Below are 23,773 nucleotides of genomic sequence, written 5' to 3'. Positions count from 1 at the left end.
ACGTGGAACTGGTCGGGTGCGAACGCTCCGGAGTTCCCACGTTCCGAACGACCCCGGGGCGACGGCCACCGCCGTGTCGCCAGGAGAGGAGAGGCATGGCGTCACCAGTCACCACGCAGACGGTTCAGCCACTCGACACACTGCGCTTCGACACATCCGGACCACCGGAGATCACGAGTGTGCTCTCCGGGCATCTGCGTCTTCTCGGGGCACAGGCGGCCGACACCGCCCCCGGCGCCAGGCCGGCCGGCCACACCGTGCTGAGCGGCGGAGACTTCGCGCCGGCCGAGGCCCGTACGACGTGGGCGAGCCGGGGGACGGGCATCGACGACGAAGCCACCGTGCAGGCGGCCACCGGCATCATGGCCGTACACGGGCGACGCGACGGTGAACCGCGTGGCCTGGCCGCCGACTTCACGGCCGCGGCCACCGCCGTCCTGACGGTGCAGGGGCTCCTCGCCGCCTTACTGGGCCAGGCGCGCGGCTGCTCCCCGGCCCAGGTCACCACCCGGGCCGACCGGGCCGGACTGCTGGCCGTGTCCCAGTACATGGCCGCTGCGGGAGCGGACGAGGGCGAGGCGGCCGAACTCGCGCCCGGCGGGCCGCCCTTCGTCTCGGCCGACGGGATTCTCTTCGAACTGGAGACCCTGGACGCGGGAGTGTGGGCCGCCTTCTGGCGTGCCCTTCAGGCACCGGCGGATGCGGTACGCGCCGGCTGGCGGCCGTTCCAGTTCCGCTACGCGACGGCCTGCGCCCCCTTCCCGCAGGCGCTCCACACCACGGCACAGGCGCACCCCCTGCACCGGATCCGGCAGGCCGCCTCCGTCTCGGGGGCCGAGGTCTGCGTCCTGCGCACGCTCGCCGAAAGAGCCGCGGAACACGACGGCGCGGCACCCTGGGCCCTGGACGTCATGGGACCCGGCCGTATGCCCCGCACGCCCGTCCCCGGCCCCGTCCTCGGACGGCCCCTTGCGGGCCTGACCGTGCTGGAGGCAGGGCGCCGTATCCAGGCCCCGCTGGCCGCGCACCTTCTGGGCCTGCTCGGCGCCGACGTGATCCGTATCGAACCGCCGGGCGGCGACCCTCTGCGCGGCATGCCGCCCGCCTGCTCGGGGATCTCCGCCCGCTGGCTCGCGCTCAACCGGGGCAAGCAGGCCGTCGAGGTCGACATCAAGGCCGAAGCGGACCGCCGCCGCCTGCGGGAGATGGCCGCGGAGGCCGATGTGTTCCTGCACAACTGGGCTCCGGGCAAAGCCGCGGAACTCGGCCTGGACGCCGACGACTTCGCCTGCGTCAACCCCGCGCTGGTGTACGCCTGCACCAGCGGCTGGGCAGGACGGCTCGCAGACGCTCCCATGGGGACCGACTTCGTGGTCCAGGCCCGCACCGGTGTCGGCGAGGCCGTGCGCCCCGAGGACGAGAAGCCGGCTCCCTCCCTGATGACCCTGCTCGATGTGTTCGGCGGCCTGCTCGGCGCAGAGGCGGTCCTGGCCGGGCTGCTCCTGCGGGAGCGCATCGGCCACGGCGTACGGGTGGACTCCTCCCTGCTCGGCGCGGCCGACGTGCTGACCGCACCCGCCCTGCGCCGGGCGGTCCGCGGTGACCACCCGAGACGCCCGGCCGGGTTCCGCCGTCCGCTGCCCACGGCGGACGGCTGGGTCGCCCCGCGCGACGACTGCGCCGCGGCCGCGGCCGCGCACGACCTGCGCGCTCTGCCCACGGACGACGCCCTGCACCTGCTGCACACCCACGGTCTGACCGCGACCCGCGTCACCACCGACCTGTCCGACCTGCATCACGACCCGCGTTTCACCGGCTCGATCAGCCGCGATGCGCACGGCGCCCCCGTCGTCCCCGACCCCTGGAGCTTCGCGTGACCGTCGAACTGCACGACCTGCTGCCCGCCGAACTCCGCCGATCCTGGGTGATCGACGGCACCTGTCCCGACCTCGACCTCTACAGCCTGTTCCGCGCCCGCCAGGTCGCGGACCTGCACCGTACGGCCGTTCTCGACGCCAAGGGCAAACTCTGTTACACGGCTCTGGACCGCAAGGTGCGAAGTCTCGCCTCCGGGCTCAGAGAGCTCGGCATACGACCGGGCGACGTGGTCGGCGTCCAGCTCCCCAACAACCGCAACGCCGTCATCGCCGATCTGGCGCTCGCCGCCCTCGGCGCGATCGCCCTGCCGTTTCCCGTCGGCCGGGGCAGCCTGGAGGCCGAGTGCCTGCTGCGCCGCGCCGAAGCCGTCGCCGCGATCGCCGCCGTCGAATACCGGGGTTCCCACCACGCCGCCGACCTGCACACCGTGTCCGCGACGCTGCCCGCCCTGCGGCACGTCATCGCGGCGGGACCGGGAACCGCTCCTGAAGGAACGGTTCCGCTCTCGCAGCTGCTGCGCTCCGACCCGAGCGGCTTCGTGCCCGCCCGGCCCGACCCCGACAGCGCCGCCCGCATCCTGGTGTCGTCGGGTTCGGAGGCCGAGCCGAAGATGGTCGCGTACTCCCACAACGCGCTCGCGGGCGGACGCGGCAACTTTCTCGCCTCCCTCCTCCCCGACAAGACCCCGCCGCGCTGTCTGTTCCTCGTACCGCTCGCCTCCGCCTTCGGTTCCAACGGCACATCGGTCACCCTCGCCCGGCACGGCGGGACACTCGTCCTGCTCGACCACTTCACGCCGGCCGCCGCCGTCGAGGCGATACGGCAGCACGAGCCCACGCACATCCTGGGCGTGCCCACCATGGTGCGGATGATGCTCGACCGGCTCGAGGACACCGGGGAGAAGCTGCCCGCCCCGACGGCGCTGGTCCTGGGCGGAGCCCCGCTCGACGAGACCACCGCGGCCGCCGCCGCGGAAGCGTTCGGCTGCCCGGTCGTCAACCTCTACGGCTCCGCCGACGGGGTCAACTGCCACACCGGACTGGACAGCACCACCCCGCCCACCGACGGCGTCGGCGTGGTCGCCGGCCGCCCCGACCCGCGGGTGGCCGAGATCCGCATCACCGGCCCGGAATCCCGGGCCGAGGTGACGGACGGCAGCATCGGCGAGATCATCGCGCGCGGACCGATGACACCCATGTGCTACGTGGGTGCCCCCGAACTCGACGGCCGCTACCGCACGTCCGACGGCTGGGTACGGACGGGCGACCTCGGCTTCCTCGACGAGGACGGCCTCCTGCACGTCGTCGGCCGGCTCAAGGACGTCGTCATCCGGGGCGGCGCCAATATCAGCCCCGCCGAGGTGGAGCGGGAGATCGGCGCACACCCGCTGGTCCGGGACGTCGTATGCGTCGGCGTACCCGACGAGCTGATGGGGGAGCGGCTGGCGGCCTGCGTGGTGCCACGCTCCGACGGCGCCCCCACCCTCGACTCGCTCCGCGAACACCTCACCCTGCGCGGACTGGAGCGCCGCAAGCACCCCGAACACCTGCTGGTCGTGGACGAACTCCCGCTGACCCCGGCGGGCAAGCCCGACCGGGCCGCTCTGTCTGAGCGCCTCACCGGGGGCGAGCCGCCACGGGACAGTGCGGCTGCACCGCTCGCCCAGGCCGACTGAGGGCCGGCGGCCCGGAGGCCCATCCTCCGGGCCGCCGGCGGTGCCTGGACGGACTGCGGGCGCGAACACTGCGTGATGCCTGAGCACCTCGGTGCAGCACGGGCTGCGGAAGAGCGGCCAGAACGGTTTTCCAGAGCGTCACACCTGCACAGCCGGCCCACGGATCCACGAATTGCAAAATTCTGCAATTCAATACATGCTGTGTTTGCTGTGTTCGCAGGTAGCCGCGGGCACAGCACCAGCCGATGCCCCGCCCGTGGGGCGATGAGGGGTCTGTGAGTCCGTGCCGGTTCCGCTGTATCAGGCCAAGGCCGAGTTCTTCCGGATGCTGGGGCATCCGGTGCGCATACGCGTCCTGGAGCTGCTGCAGAGCGGTCCGATGCCGGTACGGGATCTGCTGGCGGCGATCGAGATCGAGCCGTCGGCGCTGTCGCAGCAGCTGGCGGTCCTGCGCCGCTCCGGGATCGTGACCTCCACACGGGAAGGTTCGACCGTGGTGTACGCGCTCGCAGGCGGGGACGTGGCGGATCTGATGCGTGCCGCGCGACGGATCCTGACCGAGATGCTGGCTGGGCAGAACGAGCTGCTGGCCGAGCTGCGGGATGCCGAGGTCACAGCCAGGTGAGCATCATTCTTTCCCCGGCTTTGGGCCGGGTGCGTTCTCTGCTGCCCGCCCGCGCCGACCTGAGAGCCATGGGCCATCAGCCGCGCCGCAACCTGCTGGCGGGCCTGACCGTGGCGATCGTGGCGCTGCCGCTCGCGCTCGGTTTCGGGGTGTCCTCCGGGCTCGGAGCGGAGGCGGGGCTTGTGACCGCGGTGGTCGCCGGGGCGCTCGCTGCGCTGTTCGGCGGCTCGAACCTGCAGGTCTCCGGTCCCACCGGCGCCATGACCGTGGTGCTGGTACCCATCGTCGCCCAGTACGGACCGGGCGGGGTCCTGACCGTCGGGCTGCTGGCCGGGCTCATCCTGATCGGCCTCGCGCTGCTGAGGGCAGGCCGGTACATGCGCTATGTCCCGGCCCCGGTGGTGGAGGGCTTCACGCTCGGTATCGCCTGCGTGATCGCCCTGCAGCAGGTCCCGAACGCGCTCGGGGTCGCCAAGCCCGAGGGCGAGCGGGTCCTGGTGGTGGCCTGGCGGGCAGTCGAGGAGTTCGTCAAGGCGCCGAACTGGACCGCCGTCGCGCTCGCGGCCGCGGTCGCCGCGGTCATGCTGGCCGGTGCGCGATGGCGGCCAACGATCCCGTTCTCCATCGTCGCGGTGATCGCCGCCACGCTCGCCGCCCAGCTGTTCGCCTTCGACGACGCGGCTCCGATCGGAGACCTGCCCACCGGGCTGCCGGCCCCCTCCCTCGCCTTCCTGGACCTGGCCGCGCTCGGTTCGCTGCTCGCCCCGGCGATCGCGGTCGCGGCGCTCGCGGCGCTGGAATCGCTGTTGTCGGCCACGGTCGCGGACGGCATGACGGTCGGTCAGCAGCACGATCCGGACAAGGAGCTGTTCGGGCAGGGCATCGCGAACCTGGCCGCGCCGCTGTTCGGTGGCGTCCCGGCGACGGCCGCGATCGCCCGTACCGCGGTCAACGTCCGCACCGGTGCCTCCTCCCGCCTGGCGTCCCTGACCCATGCTGCCGTCCTGGCCGTCATCGTCTTCGCCGCCGCCCCGCTCGTGTCGAGGATTCCGCTCGCCGCGCTCGCCGGTGTCCTGCTGGCCACCGCGATCCGCATGGTCGAGGTCGGAGCCCTGCGCGCGATGGCCAGGGCCACCCGCTCGGATGCGCTCGTCCTCGTGCTCACCGCCGTGGCCACACTCGCCCTCAACCTCGTCTACGCGGTAATCATCGGCCTGGTGGTGGCCGGCGCCCTGGCCCTGCGCGCGGTGGCGCAGCAGGCCCGCATGGACCAGGTCGACTTCCGCGCCGACCTGCCCGGCGAACACAGCGACGAGGAACACGCCCTGCTGGCCGAGCACATCGTCGCCTACCGCATCGACGGCCCGCTGTTCTTCGCCGCTGCGCACCGCTTCCTGCTCGAACTGTCCGACGTCGCGGACGTCCGCGTGGTGATCCTGCGCATGTCCCGCATCACCACCGTGGATGCCACCGGCGCGCTCGTCCTCAAGGACGCGATCGACAAGCTCGGCCGGCGCGGGATCGCGGTGATGATGTCCGGCATACGGCCCGCCCAGCGCCAGGCCCTCACCTCCGTCGGCCTCCTGGAGCCGCTGCGCCGCCAGGGCCGCGAGTACGCCACCACCCCGGAGGCGATCGCCGCAGCCCGCGTCCACCTTCAGGGCAGCGGAGTCATCCCCGCCGTCCCGTCCCAGCCACGTCGTTCCGCGGTCCAGGAGGTTGCGAAATGACCGCCCCCACCTCCCACCGCCAGATGATCGAGGTCGCCGGCACCGAAGCCCTGTGGCTGCTGGAAGGCGCGCAACAGGGTCGCCTCATCCACGTCCAGCGCGGCAGCACGTTGGTGCGGCCGGCCGTCCACGTCTTCGAGTACGGCCGCCTCATCGTCCGCGCGCCCGTCCAGGCCACCGCACTGGAGGGCCGAATCGCTCTCACATACGAGACGGACGAGATCCGCACACCGAGCGGCACCGGATGGATGGTGACGGCCACCGGCCTGGCCGAGCACCTCACCGACCCCGATGAGGCCGCCCACTACCGCCGCACCCTGACCGGCTGGGGCCACGGCCCGCACGACAGCCTCATACGCATCCACCCCCAGACAGTGACCGGCTTCCGCCTCACCCACAGCACCGCCGCCCAGGCTCCCGGGCACACTCGGCAGAGGCAGGGCAAAGCGTGATGCAGCCTTCCGACCTGCCGCACCGTCACGTGCTGACCGCGCCCACCGTGCCGGCCTCCGTGCGCCCGGCCCGCCAGACCGCCGAGATGACGTTCGCCTCATGGGGCATCCACGCCGCCCACCCCACCATGGGGCCCGCGCTGCTGATCCTCAGTGAGCTGGTCACCGACAGCGTCCGGCACGCCGCCGCCCTCTCCCCGAGTCTGACCGTCACGTTGGCCGCCGGCGACGACACGCCGGCCTTCGCCGTGCACGACCGCCACCCCTACCACCCCGGCATCGTCACCGCAGCCGGCGGCAGCGGCGGACTGGCCACCATCGCCGAGGTCACGGCCGGCATCGGCGGCACCTGTGTCCTGCGGCAGGACGCCGACGGCGGCGGCAAGAGCGTGTGGACCACCCTCCCCCTGGGACGAACGAAAGAGCAGCGATGACCATCGAGTGGCGCTACACCACCCACGAGAACCTCGGCGTCCTCTCCCTCGCCGGGTTCCTCGGCGCCGACGCCGTGCACCGCTTCTCCGGCGCCGTCCACTGGGTCCTGGCGCGAGGCACCGGGCCGGTCATCCTCGACCTCACCGAACTTCGGGGCTGGTCCGTCGGCGGACAGCTCGCCGTCGCCCAGGCATCCCGTGAGCTCACCGCCGAAGGACGGAGCCTGGAACTGGCCGCCATCCCCGCCGACGGCTCCCTCGTCCCCGACACCACCCATCCGCCGATCCCCGTCCACACCGACCTGCCCACCGCACTCGCCGCCCACCGGCACGCAGGGGAACAGGTCAGGGAATGGTGCAGCGACGACTGGCCCGGCCCGCAGAACACCGCCGTTCACGGCTGCAGCTGAAAGCAACACCCGCACACAGACAGACAGGCAGGCAAGGACACAGCGATGAGCGACACCGTGGTGAAGGACAGCAACGGAACCCCGCTGCAGGACGGCGACTCCGTCACACTGACCAAGGACCTCAAGGTCAAGGGCACATCGGAAACCCTCAAGCGTGGAACGCTGGTGAAGAACATCCGGCTCACCAGCAACGCCGAAGAGGTCGAGTGCAACACGAAGAAGGTCAAGGGCCTGGTCCTCAAGACCCGGTTCCTCAAGAAAGCCTGACCTCGCGACCGGTGCTCCCGCCGGGCGGCGGCAGCACCCGGCCCGTTCAGTCGCCGAGCAGACGCAGGTCCGGGCGCATCCGCCGGCCCAGGGCCGAGGCACTGTGCTCGGGCGGGATGTTCCGCTCAGCGGCCAGTCGCAAGAGTTGCCGGGTCCGCTCGTCCAAGCGCTGCGTCAAACGCTCGTGCAGCAAGCGCGCGGGGTTCTCCTTCAGGGGCAGCCCCCGTACTGCCGCCCCGTCCAACACCCTGTCGCCCCTGTCGTCAAACCGCTGCAGCAGACGGCCGTGCAGCATCAATGCATCCAGCACGTCCTGATCGCTCAGCCGTTCCGGCGCTCCGGCACTGGACGCGACGACGGCGGTCACCAGGTCCGCCGTCCCGCATGGCACACTGTCCTCGACCCGGTCGGGGATCACGTCACCGAACCGCTCCACCAGCCGGCGCACGGCCGCCAACTGCGCTGACGCACGCGCTTCACCGCCCACGGGGCCCACAGCGTCACCTTCGCTCCCCTGCTCCCCTTCGCCCATCGCCACTCCCGCCGCGGGACGCTTCTGCTGATCAGCACACACCCTCGCGAGACGGACGTCAGGCGGATTCGCAAGGTCGGACTACCGCCGCCGATCGTCACATCCGACAGGCGACAAGAGCTGCATTGCCGTGACCAGCGGCGTGCCTCACGGACGGACCGGGCAGCTGGGCGCCGGCTGCCCGGCCCTCGGGGCTGTAGCCGACCGATGTGTCACTTCTGCGCGTGTTCGCCCACGTAGAACAGGAGCCAGACGAAACCGGCGAACAAGTGGGTGGCGAAGACGTACACGAAGACGCGCAGCATCACACCGCGCTCCTTCCACTTCTCCAGGTCCTGCTCTTCGCGCTTTGCTCTGCGCGCCACGTCATCCCTCACAGTCATCCCAGTCAAGCGGCTTCTGAAGAACACGAAGCCAGAGCATCACGAGCAGCAGCGCATGGCCTCGTCGGCCTGTGCCCCTGCTCCCTGCGGCACATGCCGGCCGGCCTTCATCAGGAGGCTTCCTTCTCCGCCAGACGCAGCTCGGCCAGAAGTTCCTGCTGGCCGGTCAGCAGCACGGACAGGATGCGGCGGGCGGCTGCGAGCAGCTCGGCAACATCCCCGCCCGCCAGTTCGTAGACGACCGTCGAACTCTCCCGGGTTGCCCGGACGATGCCCGAGCGGCGCAGCACTGCCAACTGCTGTGAAAGGCTCGAGGGCTCGATGTCGATCGCGGTCAGCAGGTCCCGTACCGGCATCGGCCCGTCCTGCAACAACTCGAGAACCCGGATGCGCACCGGGTGCCCCAGCATCCGGAAGAACTCGGCCTTCGCCTGATACAGCGGAACCGGAGCCGCAGTCATCCCTCACGCACCCCGTCCTCCAGTGCCACCCCATGCTTGCGAGCTACCCGCAACGCGTCCTCCAGCTCATCAGCCGCAAGCGACACCTCGTAGACGTCATCCGCCTCGGAAGCAGCCTGCAGCCGAGCCCGAGCCTGATGAACCCGCTCCCGAGCCGCCTCAGCGAAACCGCCCACCGCCACGCTCCATCACCTGTGGAATTGAAGAACTTTTCACATTGTAAACCCCGATCGGCCGACAGCGGCGTCCCTGACAAGAGCGGGAGAACGTCGCGTTTGAGGTCCCGCGCGGGTGCGCTCGCGCGGGCGTGGAGCATGCACGTACCAGCGCGGGGCCCGGCAGCATTCGGTGTCAGTGGCTCCGCGTACGGTCTGCGCATGGTTGATCAGAGCTCCCCCTTGCCGTCCATACACGCCTTCGCGACCTGGGCGCCCGTGCTGCGCCTCCTGCGGGCCGGCGACGCGGAGAGGCATGCCGCCCCGTCAGCCCGCGTGGCGGGGCGCATCGGCCGAGGCAGCTGGAGTCTGGCCCTGCAGCGACGGCTGCCGCCGCCCGGTCGAGCCGCCCGGACCGAGGACATGCAGGACGAGCTCGACGCGGTGAAGCGGGTACAGAGCGCGCTCACGGACGCCGGCGTCGACGACATCTCGTTCACAGCCGAGATCTCACCGACCGGGAAGACCACGCTCCACCTGCTCGGGCCCAGTCCCGCCGTGGAGCCCGGCATCGGCAACCCGCACCCTGGGGCGATCATCCTGGTCCAGGGCTCCCTTCCTGAGCCCTGGCACCGCCTCCCCGATCCGGTCCCCGGCGCGGTGCAGGCCCCTTCGTCGGATCCGGAGTTGCTGGAGCGGACGCTCCGCGCGCGGTTGCCCGGCGCCATCGGCGCGACGGAGGACGAGATCGCCGCCGCCGAAGCGCGCCTCGGCATCACGCTGCCCGACGAGCTCAAGGTTCTTTACCGGGTGACGCGGGCACGGTGGGAGGACTGGGGCGACGACTACGAGGCAGCGCAAAGTGCCTCCGCGGCGGTCGGCTGCGAGCTGTTCGCGTTGGACGGCCTGTACGTCGCCGACGCGTCGTCCCGCCACTGTCGCTGGGAGTTCGCGGCGATGGAGGCGGTCGTCACCCCGCCCGACGCCGCGGTGCAGGGCCTGGTCGGCTCCCCCGGCTGGATCGTCTTCGGGGACAACGGCGGTGGCGACCGGATCGCGGTCGACCTGACACCGGGCCCGCGCGGTCACACCGGGCAGATCATCATGCTCGACCACGAACAGAACATCGGCGCCGAACTCCTGGCCGACTCCCTCACCGACCTGGTCCTGAACCGGGTAAGGGAAGAACGTCACCGTCGCAGGGATCAGCCACCGGTCGTGGCCAGGGTGAACATCGCAAGCCTGAAGAGCGTCCAGGCCGCCGCCCACCCCGGCCTGGAAGTCCTGTCCATCGGTGTGTGGGACGGTGCGCCGCTCAGCCTGGCCCCCGTCACCGGACTGCCCCGCCTGCGCACCCTTACCGCCTACCCCGGCACGCTCGCCGATCCTCTGGAGATCGCCGGGCTCACCGGACTGGAGTTCCTGGAGCTCGGCCCGGAGGAATGGCGCGTCCTCCTCGATGCCGGAGCCGTCCCGCGCAGCCTGTCGGCCGCCGCCATCGAGGTGCACGGCAACCAGGACCCCCTGCCCATCGTCGCCATCGCCAACGAACTCCTGGCCCTCTGGGACCGTCCCCGGATCATCCAGACCGTCGTTGAAGGCAACCTCGGTCCCGTGGCGTAGCCGGCGGGGCAAACGACGGGTGCAGTTGACGGTACCGCGCCTCCTGTTTCACGAGACTTCGAACGATGGCCAAACTCGCAGCAGCGCGCTACACCCCAGCCGCCGCGACCTGACCACCGCAGACTTGTGTTCGCCCCTGGGCCGGCTCCGGCGGGGAGCGGCCCAGGGGCGCCGCGGCGCCCGCCGTGGCGTCGCACGGTCAGGAGGCGTTCATGGCCTTCTTCAGTTCGGCGGCCGCGTTGCGGTAGACCGGCAGGAGGTCGAGGTCGTCGCCCGGATAGTTGACGATCTTCACCTGCTTCGCGCCGGTGTCGGGCAGGACCGTTCCGGTCGACATGTGGGCGTTGTCCAGGACCAGGGCGGGCTTCTTCTCGGAGAGCTCCGCGAGCTGGGCGGGGGTGACCGGCTCGGGGCCGTAGGTGCCGACCGTGGTGGCGCCCGCGAGCTTCGCCGACCAGGCGGTGAAGACCTGCGCGACGACGTTCGGGCTCCTGCCGCCGGGCCATGAGGCCTTCAGCTCCTTGGACAGCGTCGCGTACTCGGCGTCGAAAGTGGTCTTCCATTTCGCCGCGGCGTCCTCGGTGCCGAACAGCTTGGCGAGCTTGGCGACCTCCGCGTTCACCTTGTCGGCGTCGTTGTCGAGGTTCACCTCGACCAGTTCGGCCTTGGAGCCGGCCGCCTCCTTGATCTTCGCGGCGTACGGCTCGAAGGGCGCGTACAGCACGAAGTCGGCCTCGGCGACGGCCGCCAGGTCGGAGGGCTTCGGGTCGTAGTCGGGGGCGTGGTGCACGGACTGGGGCACGATGACCTTGACGTCCTCGGCGCCGGCGGCCTTGGCGAAGGCGCCTTCCCAGGTGGTGGTCACGACCACCACGGGCTTCTCCTTCTTCGCATCGGAGCCGGTCTTGGCCGATGTGCCGCTGTCGTCGCCGCAGCCTGCGGTCAGCAGGAGCACCCCGCTCAGTGCGAGGAGGGAGGTGATACGGACGCGGGTGCGCGCCATGAGCTGTTTCTCCGTTCGGGTATGAGATGGACGGCGAGGACGACCGCCCCCGCCGTCAGGACGAGGACCGGGCCCGGCGGCCAGTCCAGCCAGAGCGCCATGAGGAACCCCGTCAGATTGACGACGACGCCGATGCCGACCGCCCACACGGCGATCGATTTCAGTGAAGTGCCCAGCCGGCGCGCCGCGAGTGCGGGCAGCAGGGTGAGGGCATCGACCAGCAGCGCGCCGGTCAGTTTGATCGCTCCCGCCACCGCCACCGCGACCAGGACCAGGAGGACAACGGTCAGACCGCGGACCGGTACGCCTGAGCAGTGCGCCAGCTCACGGTCGTAGAGCAGCAGCCCGACCTCCCGGCGGCGCCACCAGAACAGGCCGGGTACGACGACGGCAAGCGTCCCGAGGACGATCAGGTCCGCGGTGCCCACGGCCAGGATCGAGCCCCACAACAGGGCGAACGCGCCCGAGGCGTTGACGCCCGAGACCGCGAGGACGAGCAGGGCGGCGGCTATGGCCAGGCTCATCAGCAGGCCCATCGCGCCGGACAGCCCGTCCGGGGTGCGGGCCAGCGGGGCCACGCCCGCTCCGGACAGGGCGCAGGCCACGAGTGCGCAGAGCATGGGGTCCAGGCCGGTCAGCAGGCCGACGGCGATCCCCAGCAGAGCGACATGCATCATCGCGAAGCGCACCGGCATGATGTCGAGACCGACGATCACGACGCCGATCACCGGCAGCCCGATCGCCGCGAGCAGCAGGGCGAACCCCGCCCGCTGGACGGGCACCAGCTGCAGGAGCGCGCCCACGTCGGCGGCGGCCAGGGTCACCTGACCTCCCGCAGCCGCCCGGCGGCCATCTCCAGTACCCGGTCGCAGCGCTCGGCGAGCGTCCGGTCGTGCGTCACCACGACGAGGGTGACGGGCAGCGAGGTGAGGACATCTGCCGCTTCCTCCTGGCCGGAGAAGTCGAGTGCGGCGGTGGGCTCGTCGGCGAGCAGTACTCCGGCTCCTGCGGCGACGCAGCCGATCGCCCTTGCGAGATACATCCGCTGCAACTGCCCTCCGGACAGGGTGTGCAGCGCCCGCCGGGTCAGGTTGCCCACTCCCAGTCGTTCCGCCGCCTCGCCGGCCTCGGCCGACGCGGCGCTGCTGGCCAGCAACTCGTCGCCCAGGAGCGGGAACCTGCCCACCGCCGGTTTCTGCGGAATCCAGGCGCAGGCCCGCCGTCGCCACGCCCGGTCGCCCGCCGTGCGGGTGTCACGGCCGCCGACCAGGATGGAGCCCGTCACCTGCCGGTGCAGACCGAGGACGGCACGGAGCAGGGTGGTCTTTCCGGAGCCGTTCGTGCCGGTGAGGGCCACACGCTCACCGGCCGCGATCTCCAGATCCACGTCGGCCACGGCGTCGACCCGGCCGTGACGGCAGGCGACCCCCCGCATGCGCACATCCAGCCCACCCATCACACGCCTCTCTGCGGTCTGACCTGGTGCGGGCGCAGTGGATCACTGCCCTCCCACACGGCAGTAGTCGGGTGGCGGGCGTGCGGAGTTCCCGCGTGGCCGGCGGGATTTTCCGTACGCGCCCGTACGGCCTGTCACCTCATGCGAACGGCGTGCCGGACCGAGCTGTGCCGCGCCGTGTTCGCCGGCGTTCACCAGCGCTCACCGGCGTCCGTCACGCCGCCGCGACGACGTCGTACCCGGCCTCCACGATGGCCTCGCGAATGCGGGCGTCGTCGAGCGAAGGACCGCTGACTGTCACCGCGTTCGCGGCCACATCGACGTCGATCCTGCTCACACCGGCGACTTGACCGACCTCCTTCCTGATGTGGTCGGCGCAGTGACCGCAGGTCATGCCCGTGACGTGGTAGCGCTGTTCCGTCATGCTCTCGTCTCCTCGGTAGTGCCGTCTCTTTCATGTAGTCGTATGCGAAGCCCGTCCGGTGCCCGTGCAGACGGGTGAATCGGAGGCATCGGAAGGACACGGGCCCATGGCGTGCTTCACGGAGCGGCGCTCCCGGCGCATGCGGGCGATCTCGAACGGGCATTCCCAGGGCGTCCGGACCGTGGCAGACCGCTCCACGGGCGGACGTGCACGGAAAGGTGAGTGTGATGACCGACGTCAATTCCCTCGAACCTGTGGCGACCTTCTGCGGAAACTGCAGTTGCGGCTGCCCTCAACTGTTCGTCGACGAGAGCGCGCCGGCCGAGCGCAGGATCGTGATCACCGATGACTTCGGCCAGCAGGTGCGCATGAGCGCCGACCAGTTCGGCTCCCTTGTGGCGGAGGCAAAGGCCGGCACGCTGGACGCCATCGCCCTCGCCTGAGAACGGCCGAACGGTCTGCCCGGCCCGGCAGCGTGCTCAGCTGCCGGGCCGGACCACCACGACCGCCGTGTCGACGGCGCCGCTGTGCCGGAAACGGAGAGTGAAGGGCACGCTCTCGCCCAGCCGGCGGTGGAGCCCGCTCCTCAGCGTCACCGCCACCTCCAGGCTGTTCGAGGACATCACGAGTGTGCCGCCCGCAGGAATGCCGGCCGAGGTCACCACATTCGCCGAATCGCCACCGCCCGAGCTGACATGCCGGGTCAGCACGGCCTTGTCGGCGAGCGGGGACGTGACCGAGAGCAACTGGTCGGCAGAGCGGGCCGTTCCTCCGACCACCTGTGAACGGGGCGAGGTGGCCGCTGCCGCGCTGATCTGCTCCTGGGCAGGGATCAGCAGCAGGCGGTCACCTCTCCAGGACGAGCGCGAGGCCCTGCCCGACGCCGATGCACAGTGTGGCGAGGCCGGTGCCGGAACCGGCGGCGGCGAGCTGGTGGGCGACGGCGCCCGTGAGGCGGGCGCCGGACGCGCCGAGCGGGTGGCCGATGGCGATGGCCCCGCCGCGCGGGTTGACGACGGCCGGGTCGAGACCGGGCCACTGGCTCAGGCAGGCCAGCGCCTGCGCGGCGAAGGCCTCGTTCAGCTCGACGGTCCGCAGATCGCCGAACTCGCGGCCCGCCTTCTTCAGGGCGCGGCGGGCGGCCTCGACCGGGCCGGCCCCGAAGTACTGAGGCTCGATGCCGGTGACGGCCGAGGCGCCGATACGGGCGAGCGGTTCGCGGCCGGTGGCGCGCAGGCCGTCCTCGTCCACGAGCAGGAGCGCTGCCGCGCCGTCGTTGAGCGGGGAGGAGTTGCCCGCCGTGACGGTGCCGTCTTTGCGGAACACGGGCTTCAGCTTGGCCAGTGCCTCCACCGACGTGCTGTCGCGGATGCACTCGTCGCGGGCCAGGTCCACCCCGTCGACCGGGACGACCTCCCCGTCGTACAGGCCCTGGGCCCAGGCGCGGGCGGCGTTGTGGTGGCTGGCGAGGGCGAAGGCGTCCTGGGCCTCACGGCCGATGCCGTGACGGTCGGCGAGCAGTTCGGCACCCTCGCCGAGACCGACGGTCCACTCCTCGGGCATGCGCGGATTGACCATGCGCCAGCCGAGGGTCGTGGAGTACATCTGCTGGTGGCCCGCGGGGAAGCCGCGTTCGGGCTTCTGCACCACCCAGGGCGCCCGGCTCATCGACTCGACCCCGCCCGCGACGGCGATCGACGCGTCGCCGACGGCGACGGCGCGGGCGGCCTGGATGACGGCCTCCATGCCCGATCCGCAGAGCCGGTTCACCGTGGTGCCGGGGACGGTCACGGGCAGGCCCGCGAGCAGCACGGCCATGCGGGCCACATCGCGGTTGTCCTCGCCCGCGCCGTTGGCGTTGCCGAAGAAGACGTCGTCGATACGGGCCGGGTCGAGGTCCGGCGTACGGGAGACAAGGGCGCCCACAACTGCCGCGGCGAGATCGTCGGGCCGCACGCCGGACAGCGCGCCGCCGAACTTGCCGATGGGGGTGCGCACGGCGTCCACCACGTACACATCGCGCAGACGGTCGGTCATGGCAGCTCAGCTCCTCGTTCTCGCGTACGTCGTCGGGCGGGACGCCGGGCGCGCAGACCTGCATGGTTCCAGGATGCCGAAGCCGCCCACGGCGCGGGCCGCGTGATCCGGGGTCGAACCGGGTTCATGGACGGATCGCCCCGAGTTTGCGTGCGCCCGGCATGCATGTCAACGGCTCGCCTGCCCCCGAGGCCCGACGCCAGGGTGCTTGGGCTGTCCTTCTCCTTGCGTAGGCCGTGGAGCCGGCATCCGTCCATGAGGCAGGGGAAGGGTGAGCCCGGTTCGCTTCAGCTCGCGGAAGGGATGACATTAGTGTGTGCCGCACAGTATCGTGTCACCTGTGTCCCTAGAAGAACTGACCCTTAACCAGGCTCAGGAGCTGCGTCGCGGGACGGTCGTTCTGGCCTGCCTGGCGCTGCTCGAAAAGCCGCAGTACGGGTATGCGCTGCTTGAGACTCTCAACGACGCCGGGGTCACGGTCGACGGCAACACGCTCTATCCGTTGCTGCGCCGGCTGGAGAAGCAGGGCCTGCTCACGAGCGAATGGAACACCGACGAGTCCCGGCCACGGAAGTTCTACCGGGTCAGTCCCGACGGCTCCCGGGTGCGCACCGGCCTGGTGCGCGAGTGGCAGGACCTCGTCGCCTCGATCTCACGACTCACCAAGGAGAACGGATGAGCACGAGCACGCTCACCGAGCGCTACGTGCACGAGGTTGTCCGGCGGCTCCCGGCCGACCAGCGCGACGACATCGCCGAGGAGCTGCGCGCCACGATCGCCGACACCGTCGAAGGGCGAAACCCCGCCGACCCGAAGGCGGTGGAGCGCGAGGTGCTCAGCGAGATGGGTGACCCGGTCCGGTACGCCGCTCGCTATGCGGACCGGCCGCTCGTCCTGATCGGGCCCGACCTGTATCCGTCCTACATCCGCCTGCTGGTGACCCTGCTGGCCACCGTGCTGCCGGCGATCACCATCGGTCTGATGCTGCTGGAGGTCATGGACACCGATGACCTCGGTGCGGCCATCGGCACCGGCATCGGCACCCTGCTGACGGTCGGCTCCCAGATGATCGCCGTGGTCACCGTGCTGTTCGCCGTGGCCGAGCGGCGGCTGCGCCACAACAAGGGCTCGGCCGCCGGCCCGGCCGCCTGGACCCCCGACGACCTGCCCGAGGTCCGGCAGGCGGACAGGGGCGGCGCCACGGCGGCCGTCGCCGCGGCGGTGTGGGACGCACTGCTGATCGGGCTGATCGTCTGGCAGCACACCGCGAAGCCCTACCGGGCGGACGGCGCCCGCGGGAACGGCGGGCCGATCGAGGTGCTCGACCCGGGCCTGTGGTCGGGATGGATCTGGCCGGTCCTCGCCGGGCTCGCCGGTCTTGTGGCGGTCGAACTGGGCCGGGTGGCCGCGCGAGGCTGGACCGTACGGCTGGCCGCTTGGTACGCCCTCGCCCAGGCGACGTTCACGCTGTCGCTGGCGTGGGTCCTTCACCAGCAGATGTTCTTCAACCCGGCCTTCCTGGCGGATGTCAAGACGCTCTGGACCACACCGGGGCCGGTCTACAACGGCGCGGCGCTGATCGTGCTCGTCATGGGTGCCAGTGCGGTGGTCAAGACCTTCCGCGCGGCGCGTGGCTGAGGGCGATTCAGACAGAGGGGGCTGTCCGGCTCACCGCCGGACAGCCCCCTTCGAGTCGGTCTCCGTGGTGGTTCTCAGGCGAGCAGGGAATCCCTGATCCGGTTCCGGTCGACCTTGCCGGTGGACGTCCTGGGCAGTGGGACGTCCACCGTCTCGATCACGCCGGGAACGGCCGCGCGCACCGTGCGCTCCGCGCAGTACTGCCGCAGGGCAAGTACCCCCACGGAGCCGGCCTCGGCCAGGCGTATCCGGGCGTGCAGACGATGCCCGGCCGGCGGGTCGGGGAGCGCGACGACAGCGGCCTCGACGACTGCCGGGTGCTCCAGCAGGATGCTCTCCACGCTCTGCGTGCTGACCTGGAAGCCCCGCACCTTCACCAGGAAATCGGTGCGTCCGAGCACGCTCAGCGAACCGTCGTCGTGCCTGGTCGCGATGTCGCCGCTGCGGTAGTAGACCAGACCGGGGATGCCGTCCGGGTGCGTGCCGAACTTCTCGCCGCTCGGTACGTTCGCGTAACCCGGGGTCTGGAAAGGGGTGTTGACGAGCAGCTCGCCCTGACCGGGACCGGGCAGCGCACGCCCGTCCTCGCCGGTGATCAGCCAGCTCACGCCGGGCAGCGGCCTGCCGATCGGCAGCGGGGCGCTCACCGGCCGGGTGCGATCCACCTCGTGCAGAAAGCTGTTGTTGGTCTCCGTGCAACCGTAGTTGTTGTACCAGCGGGCCTGCGGGAAGACCGTGGACAGCCCGGCCAGCACCCGTGCGGGCATGCTGTCGCCGGCGAAGATGATGCGCTCGGGTGCCTCCAGAGGCTGACCTGCGGCGGTCGCCTCCACGAGGAGCTGGAACAGCAGCGGCACGCCCTGGATCACGGACACGCGGTGGTCGGCGACCAGGTCGTGCAGATAGCCCGGCACGGCACCCCGGTCGGGGTCGGCCAGGACGACGGTGCCGCCGTACGCCAGGGTGGTCCACACGTCCAGCAGGCACAGATCGAAGTTGAGGGGCGCGTAGTTGAGAACAGTGGTGCCCGCCGTGATCGCGAAGGTCTGCGACGCCCACCGGGCGAACCGGGTGACCGCGCCGGACGTCAGCGGAACGATCTTGGGGAGGCCGGTCGAGCCCGATGTGGTGAGCATGAAGCCGACGTCGTCGTCGTCGACGGGAACCGGCGGCGGGGGCTCCTCGCATCCCCCGGGAGCCGCGGCCGGGTCCACCGCCCGGTCGACGAGCGGGCCGTCGGTGAGACCGAGGACGACCGCACAACCCGCCTGCTGGTACAGCTCCTTCAAAGGCGTGTCGGGCAGTTCGTGGGACGGCAGCAGGAAACGGCGGCCGGCCATCAGGGTGCCCAGCACCAAGGCCACCGCCTCCGGTGACTTCCGCACGCGCAGGCCCACCGGGCGGCAGGGGTCCGCAGCGGCGGCCTCCACCTGGGCGCGGGCCCGGCAGGCCATGGCGTGGAGCTCGCCGTAGCTGACCGCCCGGTCCTCCCAGACGAGCGCGGGCGCGGACGGCCGGGCGGCCGCACACCCCGCGAACGCCGTCGCGAGCGAGCGGCTCATACGTGTCCCTCCCCGGCCGCCGCACGCGCGGCGGTGGTCGCGATGGTGCGCACCGAGCGGAAGTTCCTGCTGGTCAGCTCCCGGTCGGGCAGAGCGATGCGGTACCGCTCCTCCAGCCATGCCGCGATGTGCAGGACGGCGAGGCTGTCGATCACGGCGGTGGCCAGCAGGTCGTACTCCGCGTCGAGTTCGGCGGCGTCGACACCGGGCAGGAACCGCTCGACGACGAAGCGGGCGATGTCATCCTCACCAACGGCCGGCGCCGTCGCCGGCGCGGCGTGGGGCTCGACGGGCATGCTGCTTCCCTTCCACGGGTCCGTTCCAAAGGGTTCGTTCCACAGGTTCATGACGTGCTCACACTTCGATGAGCGTGCAGAACCAGTGCATGCCCGGTGCCGCCACACCCACGAGTGCCACGAGATCCCCCAGCGCCAGCTCGCCGCGCTCTATGTGCCGCCACAGACACACCAGCTGGTCGGCGGCGCCCATGTGCCCGAGCGTGCGGGCCAGTTCGGCGTTGGTGCGCCCGAGGGGTATGCCCATCGCGTCGGCGGCCTCGTGGATGGCCTGCCGGCTGTCGTTGAGATGGATGATGCGGGTGAGCTGGCTCCGGTTTCTTCCGGCACGTGCGAGAGCCTCGTCGACCACGTCCGCGAGCCGCCCGTTGACCTCCTTCATGAACCCCTCGAAGCGTTCGGGGTCCCGGCCGAAATGGCGGTAGACCGCGACCATCGGGTCCGTGTCCAGGTTGCTCCGGCCCGCGGGCGGTACGGGGGCGGCACGGCCGCCGAACTCGATGCGGAACAGGTCCGCGTACTCCGGGTTGGTGAAGCGTGCGGAGGAGAGCCGGCGCAGGCGTGGGTGGCCGCGCCGGAGGACGACCGCGACCGCGCCGTCACTGGCCACGGAACCGTTGAAGACCATCCGGTTGGTGTGCGTCTCGCTGAGCACATTGACCAGGGCCACCAGCACGGTGCCGGTGCCGGCCGAGAGCGCCATCGCGCCGGCCGCATGGTCGAGCGCCACCGACCAGGCGGCGCACGACTGGGTGACGAGCACCGTGGGAGTGCCGTGCGCGCCCAGTGCCCTGGCCACGGCCGCCGATGAATCCCAGCCCAGGTACTCCGGGACGTCGGAATGACCGACGATGATCAGATCCACGTCGGCGATGTCGAGGTCCGCGTTCTCCAGGGCTTCGCGGGCCGCTTCGGCAGCGAGGCCGGTCGCGGTGACGCCGTGGGCCGCACGGTGGTACGTGTCGTACCCCAGTCCGCTGACGACCTCGGGATCGGGTACGTACTCGCCGGCCGTTGCGGCCACGCCCCGTCGTTCACCGAAGGCCATGCCGGTCGTGACGATGCCCATCTCCGCCGAGGGGGCCGCGTGTTGCTGCACGGCCGGGGCGAAAGAGGCGGAGGAGGAGGGCGGAACGAGATCTTTCATGGGCTTCCTCATGTGGGCCGCGGTGTGGCCGCGGTCAGCTCACGTGGCCTTCGACGGGTGGGTGAGGAGGTCGTCGTCCGGCCGGACCGTGTCCGGCGGGCTCGCGTCCTCCGTACGGGCGGGTCCGGGAAGCTGCTGGGCGGCCGACGGCGGGGTCGGCAGTTCCTGCACCTCGGCCAGGGGGGTGTCCAGGATGCGGAGTTGCCGCCGGGCCAGGTGAAGTGCGAGGGCCAGCAGGGCCATGGCGCCGGCCAGGATCAGGACGGCCCGCTCCACCCCTGCGGCGTCCGCGAGAATGCCCGCCGCCAGCGGACCGACCCACTGCACACCCTGGAAGAGGAACTGGCCCGTTGCGGCGACCCGGCCCAGATACGCGTCCGGGACCAGCCGGACCTCGTACGACTCGGTGACGACGTTCATCGGCACCATGCTGGTCATGCCGACCATCATGACCAGACCGATCTGCCACGGCCGGGGGACCAGCGCCACGACGGCGAAGGACGCCACGAACATCCATGCGGAGAGCAGAAGAACGCGCCGTGCACCGAGCTTCTGCATCAGCCATGGTCCGGCGACGGCTCCGACGACGCCGCCGGCGACCGCGAGCGAGGACGCGACACCGACCGCTGTGGGCCCGCCGCCGCGGTGGGCCACCAGCACGATGAAGAGCAGGGTGAAACCCTGCGCCACGGTGTTGAGCAGAGCTCCCCAGACGATCGTGAACCTGAGGTAGTCGCTGCGCCTGATGATGCGCAGGCCGTCGCCCATGTCCGCGATCAGGCTGGGCCGGTGTTCGGCGTCGGTGTGCCGGTCCGGCCCGAGCGGCCGCCGGATCAGCAGCGAGCTCAGGCTGATGAAGAGGAAGGAGACCGCGTCGAAGAGGAACGGGACCCAGCGGGCCATGGAGTACAGCAGACCGCCGAGAGGGGCGCCGACCAGCTGGGCGACCATGTCGCGGCCCATGATCTGTGCCGTCGCGTTGGGGACCTGCTCCTTGGGGACGATCCGGCGCAGCACCGTCATCGACACACTGGAGCTCAGCCCGGCCGCGAGCCCGCCGGCCAGGGCCAGCGCGTCGAGTACGAGGACCGACGGATCGCCGCGGAACACCAGCAGGGCGACGACGCCCATCGACAGCGCCTCGACCAGCGGAGCGAGAAACAGGATGGCGCGGCGCGACACACGGTCCGCCAGCGCTCCACCCACCGCGAGTGTCCCGAGTTTGCCGAGCATGTGCAGGACGGTGATGGTGCCCGCCTGCGCCGCCGACCCGGTCTCGTGGAGCATCAGCAGCGGAAAGGCCAGCAGCGACACGGTGGTGCCGAGCGTGGACAGACCGTTCCCGGACCACCAGTACAGGTAGTCGCGATCGCGCCAGAGCGACGGGTGTTCCGCCGGAGCGTTCTCCGTCTCGTCGGGACGTGACTGCGCCATCGCCATCCGCCCCCTGTCCGTTCGGGATCCGCTCGTCCGGGCATGTGCCGCGGACCTGGCAAGCATGCTGGTCGATGCCTCACAGGCCGGGCCAGGCAGCGCACCGGCAACTCATGGGGGGAAAGTTGCCGCTCGCTCCGGAGCCCGGATGCGGGTGGACGGTGTTGCCACGGGGTGGGCGTCCTCGCTGCCCGGCCGTCAGATCCAGCCGCGCTTGGCGGCCTGGTATCCCGCCTCGAAGCGGCTGGTGGCCCCGAGCCTGACGCAGAGGTCCGCGACGATCCTGCGCACCGTGCGCAGCGAGACGCCGAGGCGCCTGCGGATGACGTCGTCGTTCAGGCCCCGGGCGAGGAGCCGCAGCAGTTCCTTCTCCCGCGGGCTGAGTCCGCTCTCGTCGGGCTGGGTGGCCGTGCCGAGCGGGACGGCGCTCTCCCACACGCCCTCGAAGAGGGCCGTCAGCGCTTCGAGCGCGCCGGGCGTCGAGACCTGCATGACGCTGCGCCAGGGGTCGGCCGGGTCCGCGGGCAGGAGCGCCCTCGACCGGTCGACGACGAGCATGTGGACGGGCAGTGACGGCACCGTCCGCACCGGGCTGCCCAGAGCGCCGCTCCAGGCGGCCCCGAGCGATACTCCGGCGTCGCAGCGGATGCTGTCCGTGGAGATCGTGCGGGTCGAGACGCCGCGGCTGCGGATCTTCCACTCCAGCGCCTGAACGGTCTCCAGCCAGCTGCCGGACGGGGCGCCGCCCGGGACGAAGGCGAGCCACTCGGTGTCGACCGTGTCGGCGAGTTCCCGGAGCCGACCGGCCACGGCCTCATGACCGGCCACGTACTCGCTTGTGGGCTCCCCGCCGCCGGGATGGACGTCGGCGTACCGGTCGATCAGAGCCATGACCGCGACCCGGTCCTCCTCGAACGCCCTCAGCCGGGCCTCGATCCCGCACATCTGCTGGAGCAGGAGGGCCTTGAGCCCGAGGCGCGGATCCACCAGCTCCCCGAGTCCGCTGCCGAACGGGCGGAGCAGGTCCAGCTTCTCCAGCCGCTCGAGGGCCGTGCGCACCTCGTCCTCGGACAGTCCGAGTTGTCGCGCCAGGTCGGCTTTGCTCTGGTGTGGGCCGACAACGAGCCGCTCGTACACTGCGTCAGTAAGGCTGTCGAATCCTAGCCTTTCCAACATTGAGTCACGCCCCCGGATTTCCCATTGCTCCCTTGCAACGTGTGCACCATCTTCACATGAGGCACGCTGTCGGCACAGGTGCTCTCTCACGGAGCGCACACCCACAACGGGCAGTCCACGGCGAGGAGTTCACGAGTGATCGCCGATCTGGTGCCCGACGGGGTCCATGCCTGTGAGGCGTTCGGCGACGCCGGGCCGGAGTCGGTGGTTGAGCTGTTTCCCGCCGAAGAAGCCGTGGTGGCCGGGGGGTTCGACGAGAGGCGGAGGGAGTTCACGACGGTTCGGGGCTGTGCCCGCACGGCGCTGGCCCGGTTGGGGGAGATCCCTGAGCCGCTCGTGCCCGGCCCCATGGGTGCCCCGGGGTGGCCGGCCGGGGTCGTGGGCAGCATGACCCACTGCCGGGGTTACCGCGCGGCCGCCGTCGCGCACGCCGCCGACTTCGCCGCCATCGGTATCGACGCGGAGCCCCAGGAACCGCTTCCCGGCGTCGTGGCGGCGCGTGCCGTTACGGACGCCGAACGCCGCCTGCTCCGGCAGGACTTCCCAGCGGCTGCGGAGCTGCCGCTCGACCGCCTGGTCTTCTGTGCCAAGGAAGCTTCCTACAAGGCGTTCTCCGCCTGGCTGGGAACCCGTTTCGGCTTCCGGGACTTCACGGTACGGCTGCGCGCCGACGGCACGTTCCGGTGCGTTCCCCCGAGCGTCGCGATGCCGCGTGCTCCCCGGTGCGCGGAAGGCTTCCCGGGCCGCTGGGCCGCCCGTTCCGGATTGGTGCTGACCGTGGTGGTCCTCGCGGCGCACGGTGATGCGGAATTCTGAAATGTCCTTCTACGTGAGTATCAGGTGAGTTGGCAGCAAGCGGTCATACGGCTCTTACCTGCCAAGTTCACGGCTCCCACTCGCACGTGTAGTCGAGTAGGGTCCGGTTCTGGCCACGAAGACACACTCCGGGGGAATTTCTCGTGTCGAACGAGGTGA

At 71.0% G+C, this 23,773-nt stretch carries 27 protein-coding genes; 13 read left to right on the top strand and 14 right to left on the bottom strand.

Annotation, left to right across the window (positions count from 1 at the left end; translation table 11 throughout):
- The first annotated feature begins 95 nt into the window (after nucleotides 1-95).
- The 8 genes from OHS70_RS08615 to OHS70_RS08580 all read left to right on the top strand — a co-directional run bounded on the left by OHS70_RS08615 (nucleotide 96) and on the right by OHS70_RS08580 (nucleotide 7,471).
- Nucleotides 96-1,877 carry a CoA transferase gene (locus OHS70_RS08615; RefSeq protein WP_328395352.1) on the top strand — a complete coding sequence of 594 codons (1,782 nt, stop codon included), beginning with the start codon at nucleotides 96-98 and terminating at the stop codon, nucleotides 1,875-1,877.
- Nucleotides 1,874-3,553, top strand: coding sequence for a class I adenylate-forming enzyme family protein (locus tag OHS70_RS08610; protein ID WP_328395350.1), 1,680 nt, complete (start codon nucleotides 1,874-1,876; stop codon nucleotides 3,551-3,553). Before OHS70_RS08615 ends, OHS70_RS08610 begins: the two co-directional genes overlap by 4 nt.
- Before the next feature lie 283 nt (nucleotides 3,554-3,836).
- Nucleotides 3,837-4,178 carry an ArsR/SmtB family transcription factor gene (locus tag OHS70_RS08605; protein WP_328395348.1) on the top strand — a complete coding sequence of 114 codons (342 nt, stop codon included), beginning with the start codon at nucleotides 3,837-3,839 and terminating at the stop codon, nucleotides 4,176-4,178.
- Between the two features lie 68 nt (nucleotides 4,179-4,246).
- A complete protein-coding gene (locus OHS70_RS08600) occupies nucleotides 4,247-5,908 on the top strand; it encodes a SulP family inorganic anion transporter (RefSeq protein ID WP_328405492.1) in 1,662 nt (553 codons plus the stop codon).
- Nucleotides 5,905-6,360, top strand: coding sequence for a pyridoxamine 5'-phosphate oxidase family protein (locus OHS70_RS08595; RefSeq protein WP_328395346.1), 456 nt, complete (start codon nucleotides 5,905-5,907; stop codon nucleotides 6,358-6,360). The genes OHS70_RS08600 and OHS70_RS08595 overlap by 4 nt, the downstream gene beginning before the upstream one ends.
- Entirely contained in the window at nucleotides 6,360-6,794 is a 435-nt protein-coding gene (locus OHS70_RS08590) for an ATP-binding protein (RefSeq protein WP_328395344.1), read from the top strand. Before OHS70_RS08595 ends, OHS70_RS08590 begins: the two co-directional genes overlap by 1 nt.
- The gene (locus OHS70_RS08585; RefSeq protein WP_328395342.1) at nucleotides 6,791-7,204 is read left to right on the top strand and encodes an STAS domain-containing protein; all 414 of its coding nucleotides are present in this window, start codon (nucleotides 6,791-6,793) and stop codon (nucleotides 7,202-7,204) included. The genes OHS70_RS08590 and OHS70_RS08585 overlap by 4 nt, the downstream gene beginning before the upstream one ends.
- Nucleotides 7,205-7,249: 45 nt before the next feature.
- Nucleotides 7,250-7,471 (top strand): alkylphosphonate utilization protein, encoded by a 222-nt coding sequence (locus OHS70_RS08580; protein ID WP_328395340.1) that lies wholly within the window; start codon nucleotides 7,250-7,252, stop codon nucleotides 7,469-7,471.
- Nucleotides 7,472-7,517: 46 nt separating this feature from the next.
- Here the strand turns inward: OHS70_RS08580 and OHS70_RS08575 are convergent, their stop codons facing one another.
- From OHS70_RS08575 to OHS70_RS08565, 3 genes are all read right to left on the bottom strand, one after another.
- On the bottom strand, nucleotides 7,518-8,003 hold the full coding sequence (locus OHS70_RS08575) for a hypothetical protein (protein WP_328395338.1): 486 nt from the start codon (nucleotides 8,001-8,003) through the stop codon (nucleotides 7,518-7,520).
- Between the two features lie 212 nt (nucleotides 8,004-8,215).
- Nucleotides 8,216-8,368 (bottom strand): DUF6126 family protein, encoded by a 153-nt coding sequence (locus OHS70_RS08570; protein WP_443062579.1) that lies wholly within the window; start codon nucleotides 8,366-8,368, stop codon nucleotides 8,216-8,218.
- A gap of 128 nt (nucleotides 8,369-8,496) precedes the next feature.
- Nucleotides 8,497-8,847: an ArsR/SmtB family transcription factor gene (locus OHS70_RS08565; RefSeq protein ID WP_328395334.1), complete on the bottom strand. Its 351-nt coding sequence runs from the start codon at nucleotides 8,845-8,847 to the stop codon at nucleotides 8,497-8,499.
- A gap of 377 nt (nucleotides 8,848-9,224) precedes the next feature.
- Here OHS70_RS08565 and OHS70_RS08560 point away from each other — a divergent pair, with 377 nt between their 5' ends.
- Entirely contained in the window at nucleotides 9,225-10,625 is a 1,401-nt protein-coding gene (locus OHS70_RS08560; RefSeq protein WP_328395332.1) for an SMI1/KNR4 family protein, read from the top strand.
- 199 nt (nucleotides 10,626-10,824) lie between these two features.
- Here OHS70_RS08560 and OHS70_RS08555 read toward each other — a convergent pair whose 3' ends face one another.
- From OHS70_RS08555 to OHS70_RS08540, 4 genes are all read right to left on the bottom strand, one after another.
- The gene (locus tag OHS70_RS08555) at nucleotides 10,825-11,628 is read right to left on the bottom strand and encodes a metal ABC transporter solute-binding protein, Zn/Mn family (protein ID WP_328395330.1); all 804 of its coding nucleotides are present in this window, start codon (nucleotides 11,626-11,628) and stop codon (nucleotides 10,825-10,827) included.
- On the bottom strand, nucleotides 11,586-12,452 hold the full coding sequence (locus OHS70_RS08550) for a metal ABC transporter permease (RefSeq protein ID WP_328395328.1): 867 nt from the start codon (nucleotides 12,450-12,452) through the stop codon (nucleotides 11,586-11,588). Before OHS70_RS08550 ends, OHS70_RS08555 begins: the two co-directional genes overlap by 43 nt.
- Nucleotides 12,449-13,084, bottom strand: a complete 636-nt coding sequence (locus tag OHS70_RS08545; RefSeq protein ID WP_328395326.1) for an ABC transporter ATP-binding protein — start codon at nucleotides 13,082-13,084, stop codon at nucleotides 12,449-12,451. The genes OHS70_RS08550 and OHS70_RS08545 overlap by 4 nt, the downstream gene beginning before the upstream one ends.
- Before the next feature lie 214 nt (nucleotides 13,085-13,298).
- Nucleotides 13,299-13,508: a heavy-metal-associated domain-containing protein gene (locus OHS70_RS08540; RefSeq protein ID WP_328395324.1), complete on the bottom strand. Its 210-nt coding sequence runs from the start codon at nucleotides 13,506-13,508 to the stop codon at nucleotides 13,299-13,301.
- Between the two features lie 227 nt (nucleotides 13,509-13,735).
- Here OHS70_RS08540 and OHS70_RS08535 point away from each other — a divergent pair, with 227 nt between their 5' ends.
- Nucleotides 13,736-13,951, top strand: a complete 216-nt coding sequence (locus OHS70_RS08535; protein WP_328395322.1) for a hypothetical protein — start codon at nucleotides 13,736-13,738, stop codon at nucleotides 13,949-13,951.
- A gap of 36 nt (nucleotides 13,952-13,987) precedes the next feature.
- On the opposite strand, the gene OHS70_RS08530 is transcribed toward OHS70_RS08535, so the two are convergent.
- Both OHS70_RS08530 and OHS70_RS08525 read right to left on the bottom strand, forming a co-directional pair.
- On the bottom strand, nucleotides 13,988-14,287 hold the full coding sequence (locus OHS70_RS08530; protein ID WP_328395320.1) for a copper chaperone PCu(A)C: 300 nt from the start codon (nucleotides 14,285-14,287) through the stop codon (nucleotides 13,988-13,990).
- Nucleotides 14,288-14,354: 67 nt separating this feature from the next.
- Nucleotides 14,355-15,545: a thiolase family protein gene (locus OHS70_RS08525; RefSeq protein ID WP_328395318.1), complete on the bottom strand. Its 1,191-nt coding sequence runs from the start codon at nucleotides 15,543-15,545 to the stop codon at nucleotides 14,355-14,357.
- A 340-nt stretch (nucleotides 15,546-15,885) separates the two neighbouring features.
- On the opposite strand from OHS70_RS08525, the gene OHS70_RS08520 reads away from it, so the two are divergent.
- Entirely contained in the window at nucleotides 15,886-16,224 is a 339-nt protein-coding gene (locus OHS70_RS08520) for a PadR family transcriptional regulator (RefSeq protein WP_328395316.1), read from the top strand.
- Nucleotides 16,221-17,183 (top strand): HAAS signaling domain-containing protein, encoded by a 963-nt coding sequence (locus OHS70_RS08515; RefSeq protein ID WP_328395314.1) that lies wholly within the window; start codon nucleotides 16,221-16,223, stop codon nucleotides 17,181-17,183. The genes OHS70_RS08520 and OHS70_RS08515 overlap by 4 nt, the downstream gene beginning before the upstream one ends.
- Before the next feature lie 74 nt (nucleotides 17,184-17,257).
- On the opposite strand, the gene OHS70_RS08510 is transcribed toward OHS70_RS08515, so the two are convergent.
- The 5 genes from OHS70_RS08510 to OHS70_RS08490 form a co-directional block, all read right to left on the bottom strand.
- Nucleotides 17,258-18,745 carry an AMP-binding protein gene (locus tag OHS70_RS08510; RefSeq protein ID WP_328395312.1) on the bottom strand — a complete coding sequence of 496 codons (1,488 nt, stop codon included), beginning with the start codon at nucleotides 18,743-18,745 and terminating at the stop codon, nucleotides 17,258-17,260.
- The gene (locus OHS70_RS08505) at nucleotides 18,742-19,041 is read right to left on the bottom strand and encodes an acyl carrier protein (RefSeq protein ID WP_328395310.1); all 300 of its coding nucleotides are present in this window, start codon (nucleotides 19,039-19,041) and stop codon (nucleotides 18,742-18,744) included. The genes OHS70_RS08510 and OHS70_RS08505 overlap by 4 nt, the downstream gene beginning before the upstream one ends.
- A gap of 58 nt (nucleotides 19,042-19,099) precedes the next feature.
- Nucleotides 19,100-20,188, bottom strand: coding sequence for a 3-oxoacyl-[acyl-carrier-protein] synthase III C-terminal domain-containing protein (locus OHS70_RS08500; protein WP_328395308.1), 1,089 nt, complete (start codon nucleotides 20,186-20,188; stop codon nucleotides 19,100-19,102).
- A 39-nt stretch (nucleotides 20,189-20,227) separates the two neighbouring features.
- Entirely contained in the window at nucleotides 20,228-21,622 is a 1,395-nt protein-coding gene (locus OHS70_RS08495; RefSeq protein WP_328395306.1) for an MFS transporter, read from the bottom strand.
- Nucleotides 21,623-21,820: 198 nt separating this feature from the next.
- Complete coding sequence (locus OHS70_RS08490) at nucleotides 21,821-22,759, bottom strand: helix-turn-helix transcriptional regulator (protein WP_328395304.1); 939 nt, start codon at nucleotides 22,757-22,759, stop codon at nucleotides 21,821-21,823.
- 174 nt (nucleotides 22,760-22,933) lie between these two features.
- On the opposite strand from OHS70_RS08490, the gene OHS70_RS08485 reads away from it, so the two are divergent.
- Entirely contained in the window at nucleotides 22,934-23,614 is a 681-nt protein-coding gene (locus OHS70_RS08485; RefSeq protein ID WP_328395302.1) for a 4'-phosphopantetheinyl transferase family protein, read from the top strand.
- Nucleotides 23,615-23,773 lie beyond the last annotated feature (159 nt).

The sequence above is a fragment of the Streptomyces sp. NBC_00390 genome (assembly GCF_036057275.1).
Lineage (GTDB): Bacteria > Actinomycetota > Actinomycetes > Streptomycetales > Streptomycetaceae > Streptomyces.
The sequence above is the reverse complement of the archived record's forward strand: the minus strand, read 5'-3'. Positions and strand labels throughout refer to the sequence as shown.

Coding starts and splice junctions, on each gene's coding strand:
- OHS70_RS08500 (WP_328395308.1), bottom strand. CDS start 20,188: ATGAAAGATCTCGTTCCGCCCTCCTCCTCCGCCTCTTTCGCCCCGGCC.
- OHS70_RS08580 (WP_328395340.1), top strand. CDS start 7,250: ATGAGCGACACCGTGGTGAAGGACAGCAACGGAACCCCGCTGCAGGAC.
- OHS70_RS08510 (WP_328395312.1), bottom strand. CDS start 18,745: ATGAGCCGCTCGCTCGCGACGGCGTTCGCGGGGTGTGCGGCCGCCCGG.
- OHS70_RS08615 (WP_328395352.1), top strand. CDS start 96: ATGGCGTCACCAGTCACCACGCAGACGGTTCAGCCACTCGACACACTG.
- OHS70_RS08540 (WP_328395324.1), bottom strand. CDS start 13,508: ATGACGGAACAGCGCTACCACGTCACGGGCATGACCTGCGGTCACTGC.
- OHS70_RS08555 (WP_328395330.1), bottom strand. CDS start 11,628: ATGGCGCGCACCCGCGTCCGTATCACCTCCCTCCTCGCACTGAGCGGG.
- OHS70_RS08590 (WP_328395344.1), top strand. CDS start 6,360: ATGCAGCCTTCCGACCTGCCGCACCGTCACGTGCTGACCGCGCCCACC.
- OHS70_RS08505 (WP_328395310.1), bottom strand. CDS start 19,041: ATGCCCGTCGAGCCCCACGCCGCGCCGGCGACGGCGCCGGCCGTTGGT.
- OHS70_RS08565 (WP_328395334.1), bottom strand. CDS start 8,847: ATGACTGCGGCTCCGGTTCCGCTGTATCAGGCGAAGGCCGAGTTCTTC.
- OHS70_RS08560 (WP_328395332.1), top strand. CDS start 9,225: ATGGTTGATCAGAGCTCCCCCTTGCCGTCCATACACGCCTTCGCGACC.
- OHS70_RS08495 (WP_328395306.1), bottom strand. CDS start 21,622: ATGGCGCAGTCACGTCCCGACGAGACGGAGAACGCTCCGGCGGAACAC.
- OHS70_RS08515 (WP_328395314.1), top strand. CDS start 16,221: ATGAGCACGAGCACGCTCACCGAGCGCTACGTGCACGAGGTTGTCCGG.
- OHS70_RS08600 (WP_328405492.1), top strand. CDS start 4,247: ATGGGCCATCAGCCGCGCCGCAACCTGCTGGCGGGCCTGACCGTGGCG.
- OHS70_RS08535 (WP_328395322.1), top strand. CDS start 13,736: ATGACCGACGTCAATTCCCTCGAACCTGTGGCGACCTTCTGCGGAAAC.
- OHS70_RS08545 (WP_328395326.1), bottom strand. CDS start 13,084: ATGGGTGGGCTGGATGTGCGCATGCGGGGGGTCGCCTGCCGTCACGGC.
- OHS70_RS08525 (WP_328395318.1), bottom strand. CDS start 15,545: ATGACCGACCGTCTGCGCGATGTGTACGTGGTGGACGCCGTGCGCACC.
- OHS70_RS08595 (WP_328395346.1), top strand. CDS start 5,905: ATGACCGCCCCCACCTCCCACCGCCAGATGATCGAGGTCGCCGGCACC.
- OHS70_RS08585 (WP_328395342.1), top strand. CDS start 6,791: ATGACCATCGAGTGGCGCTACACCACCCACGAGAACCTCGGCGTCCTC.
- OHS70_RS08575 (WP_328395338.1), bottom strand. CDS start 8,003: ATGGGCGAAGGGGAGCAGGGGAGCGAAGGTGACGCTGTGGGCCCCGTG.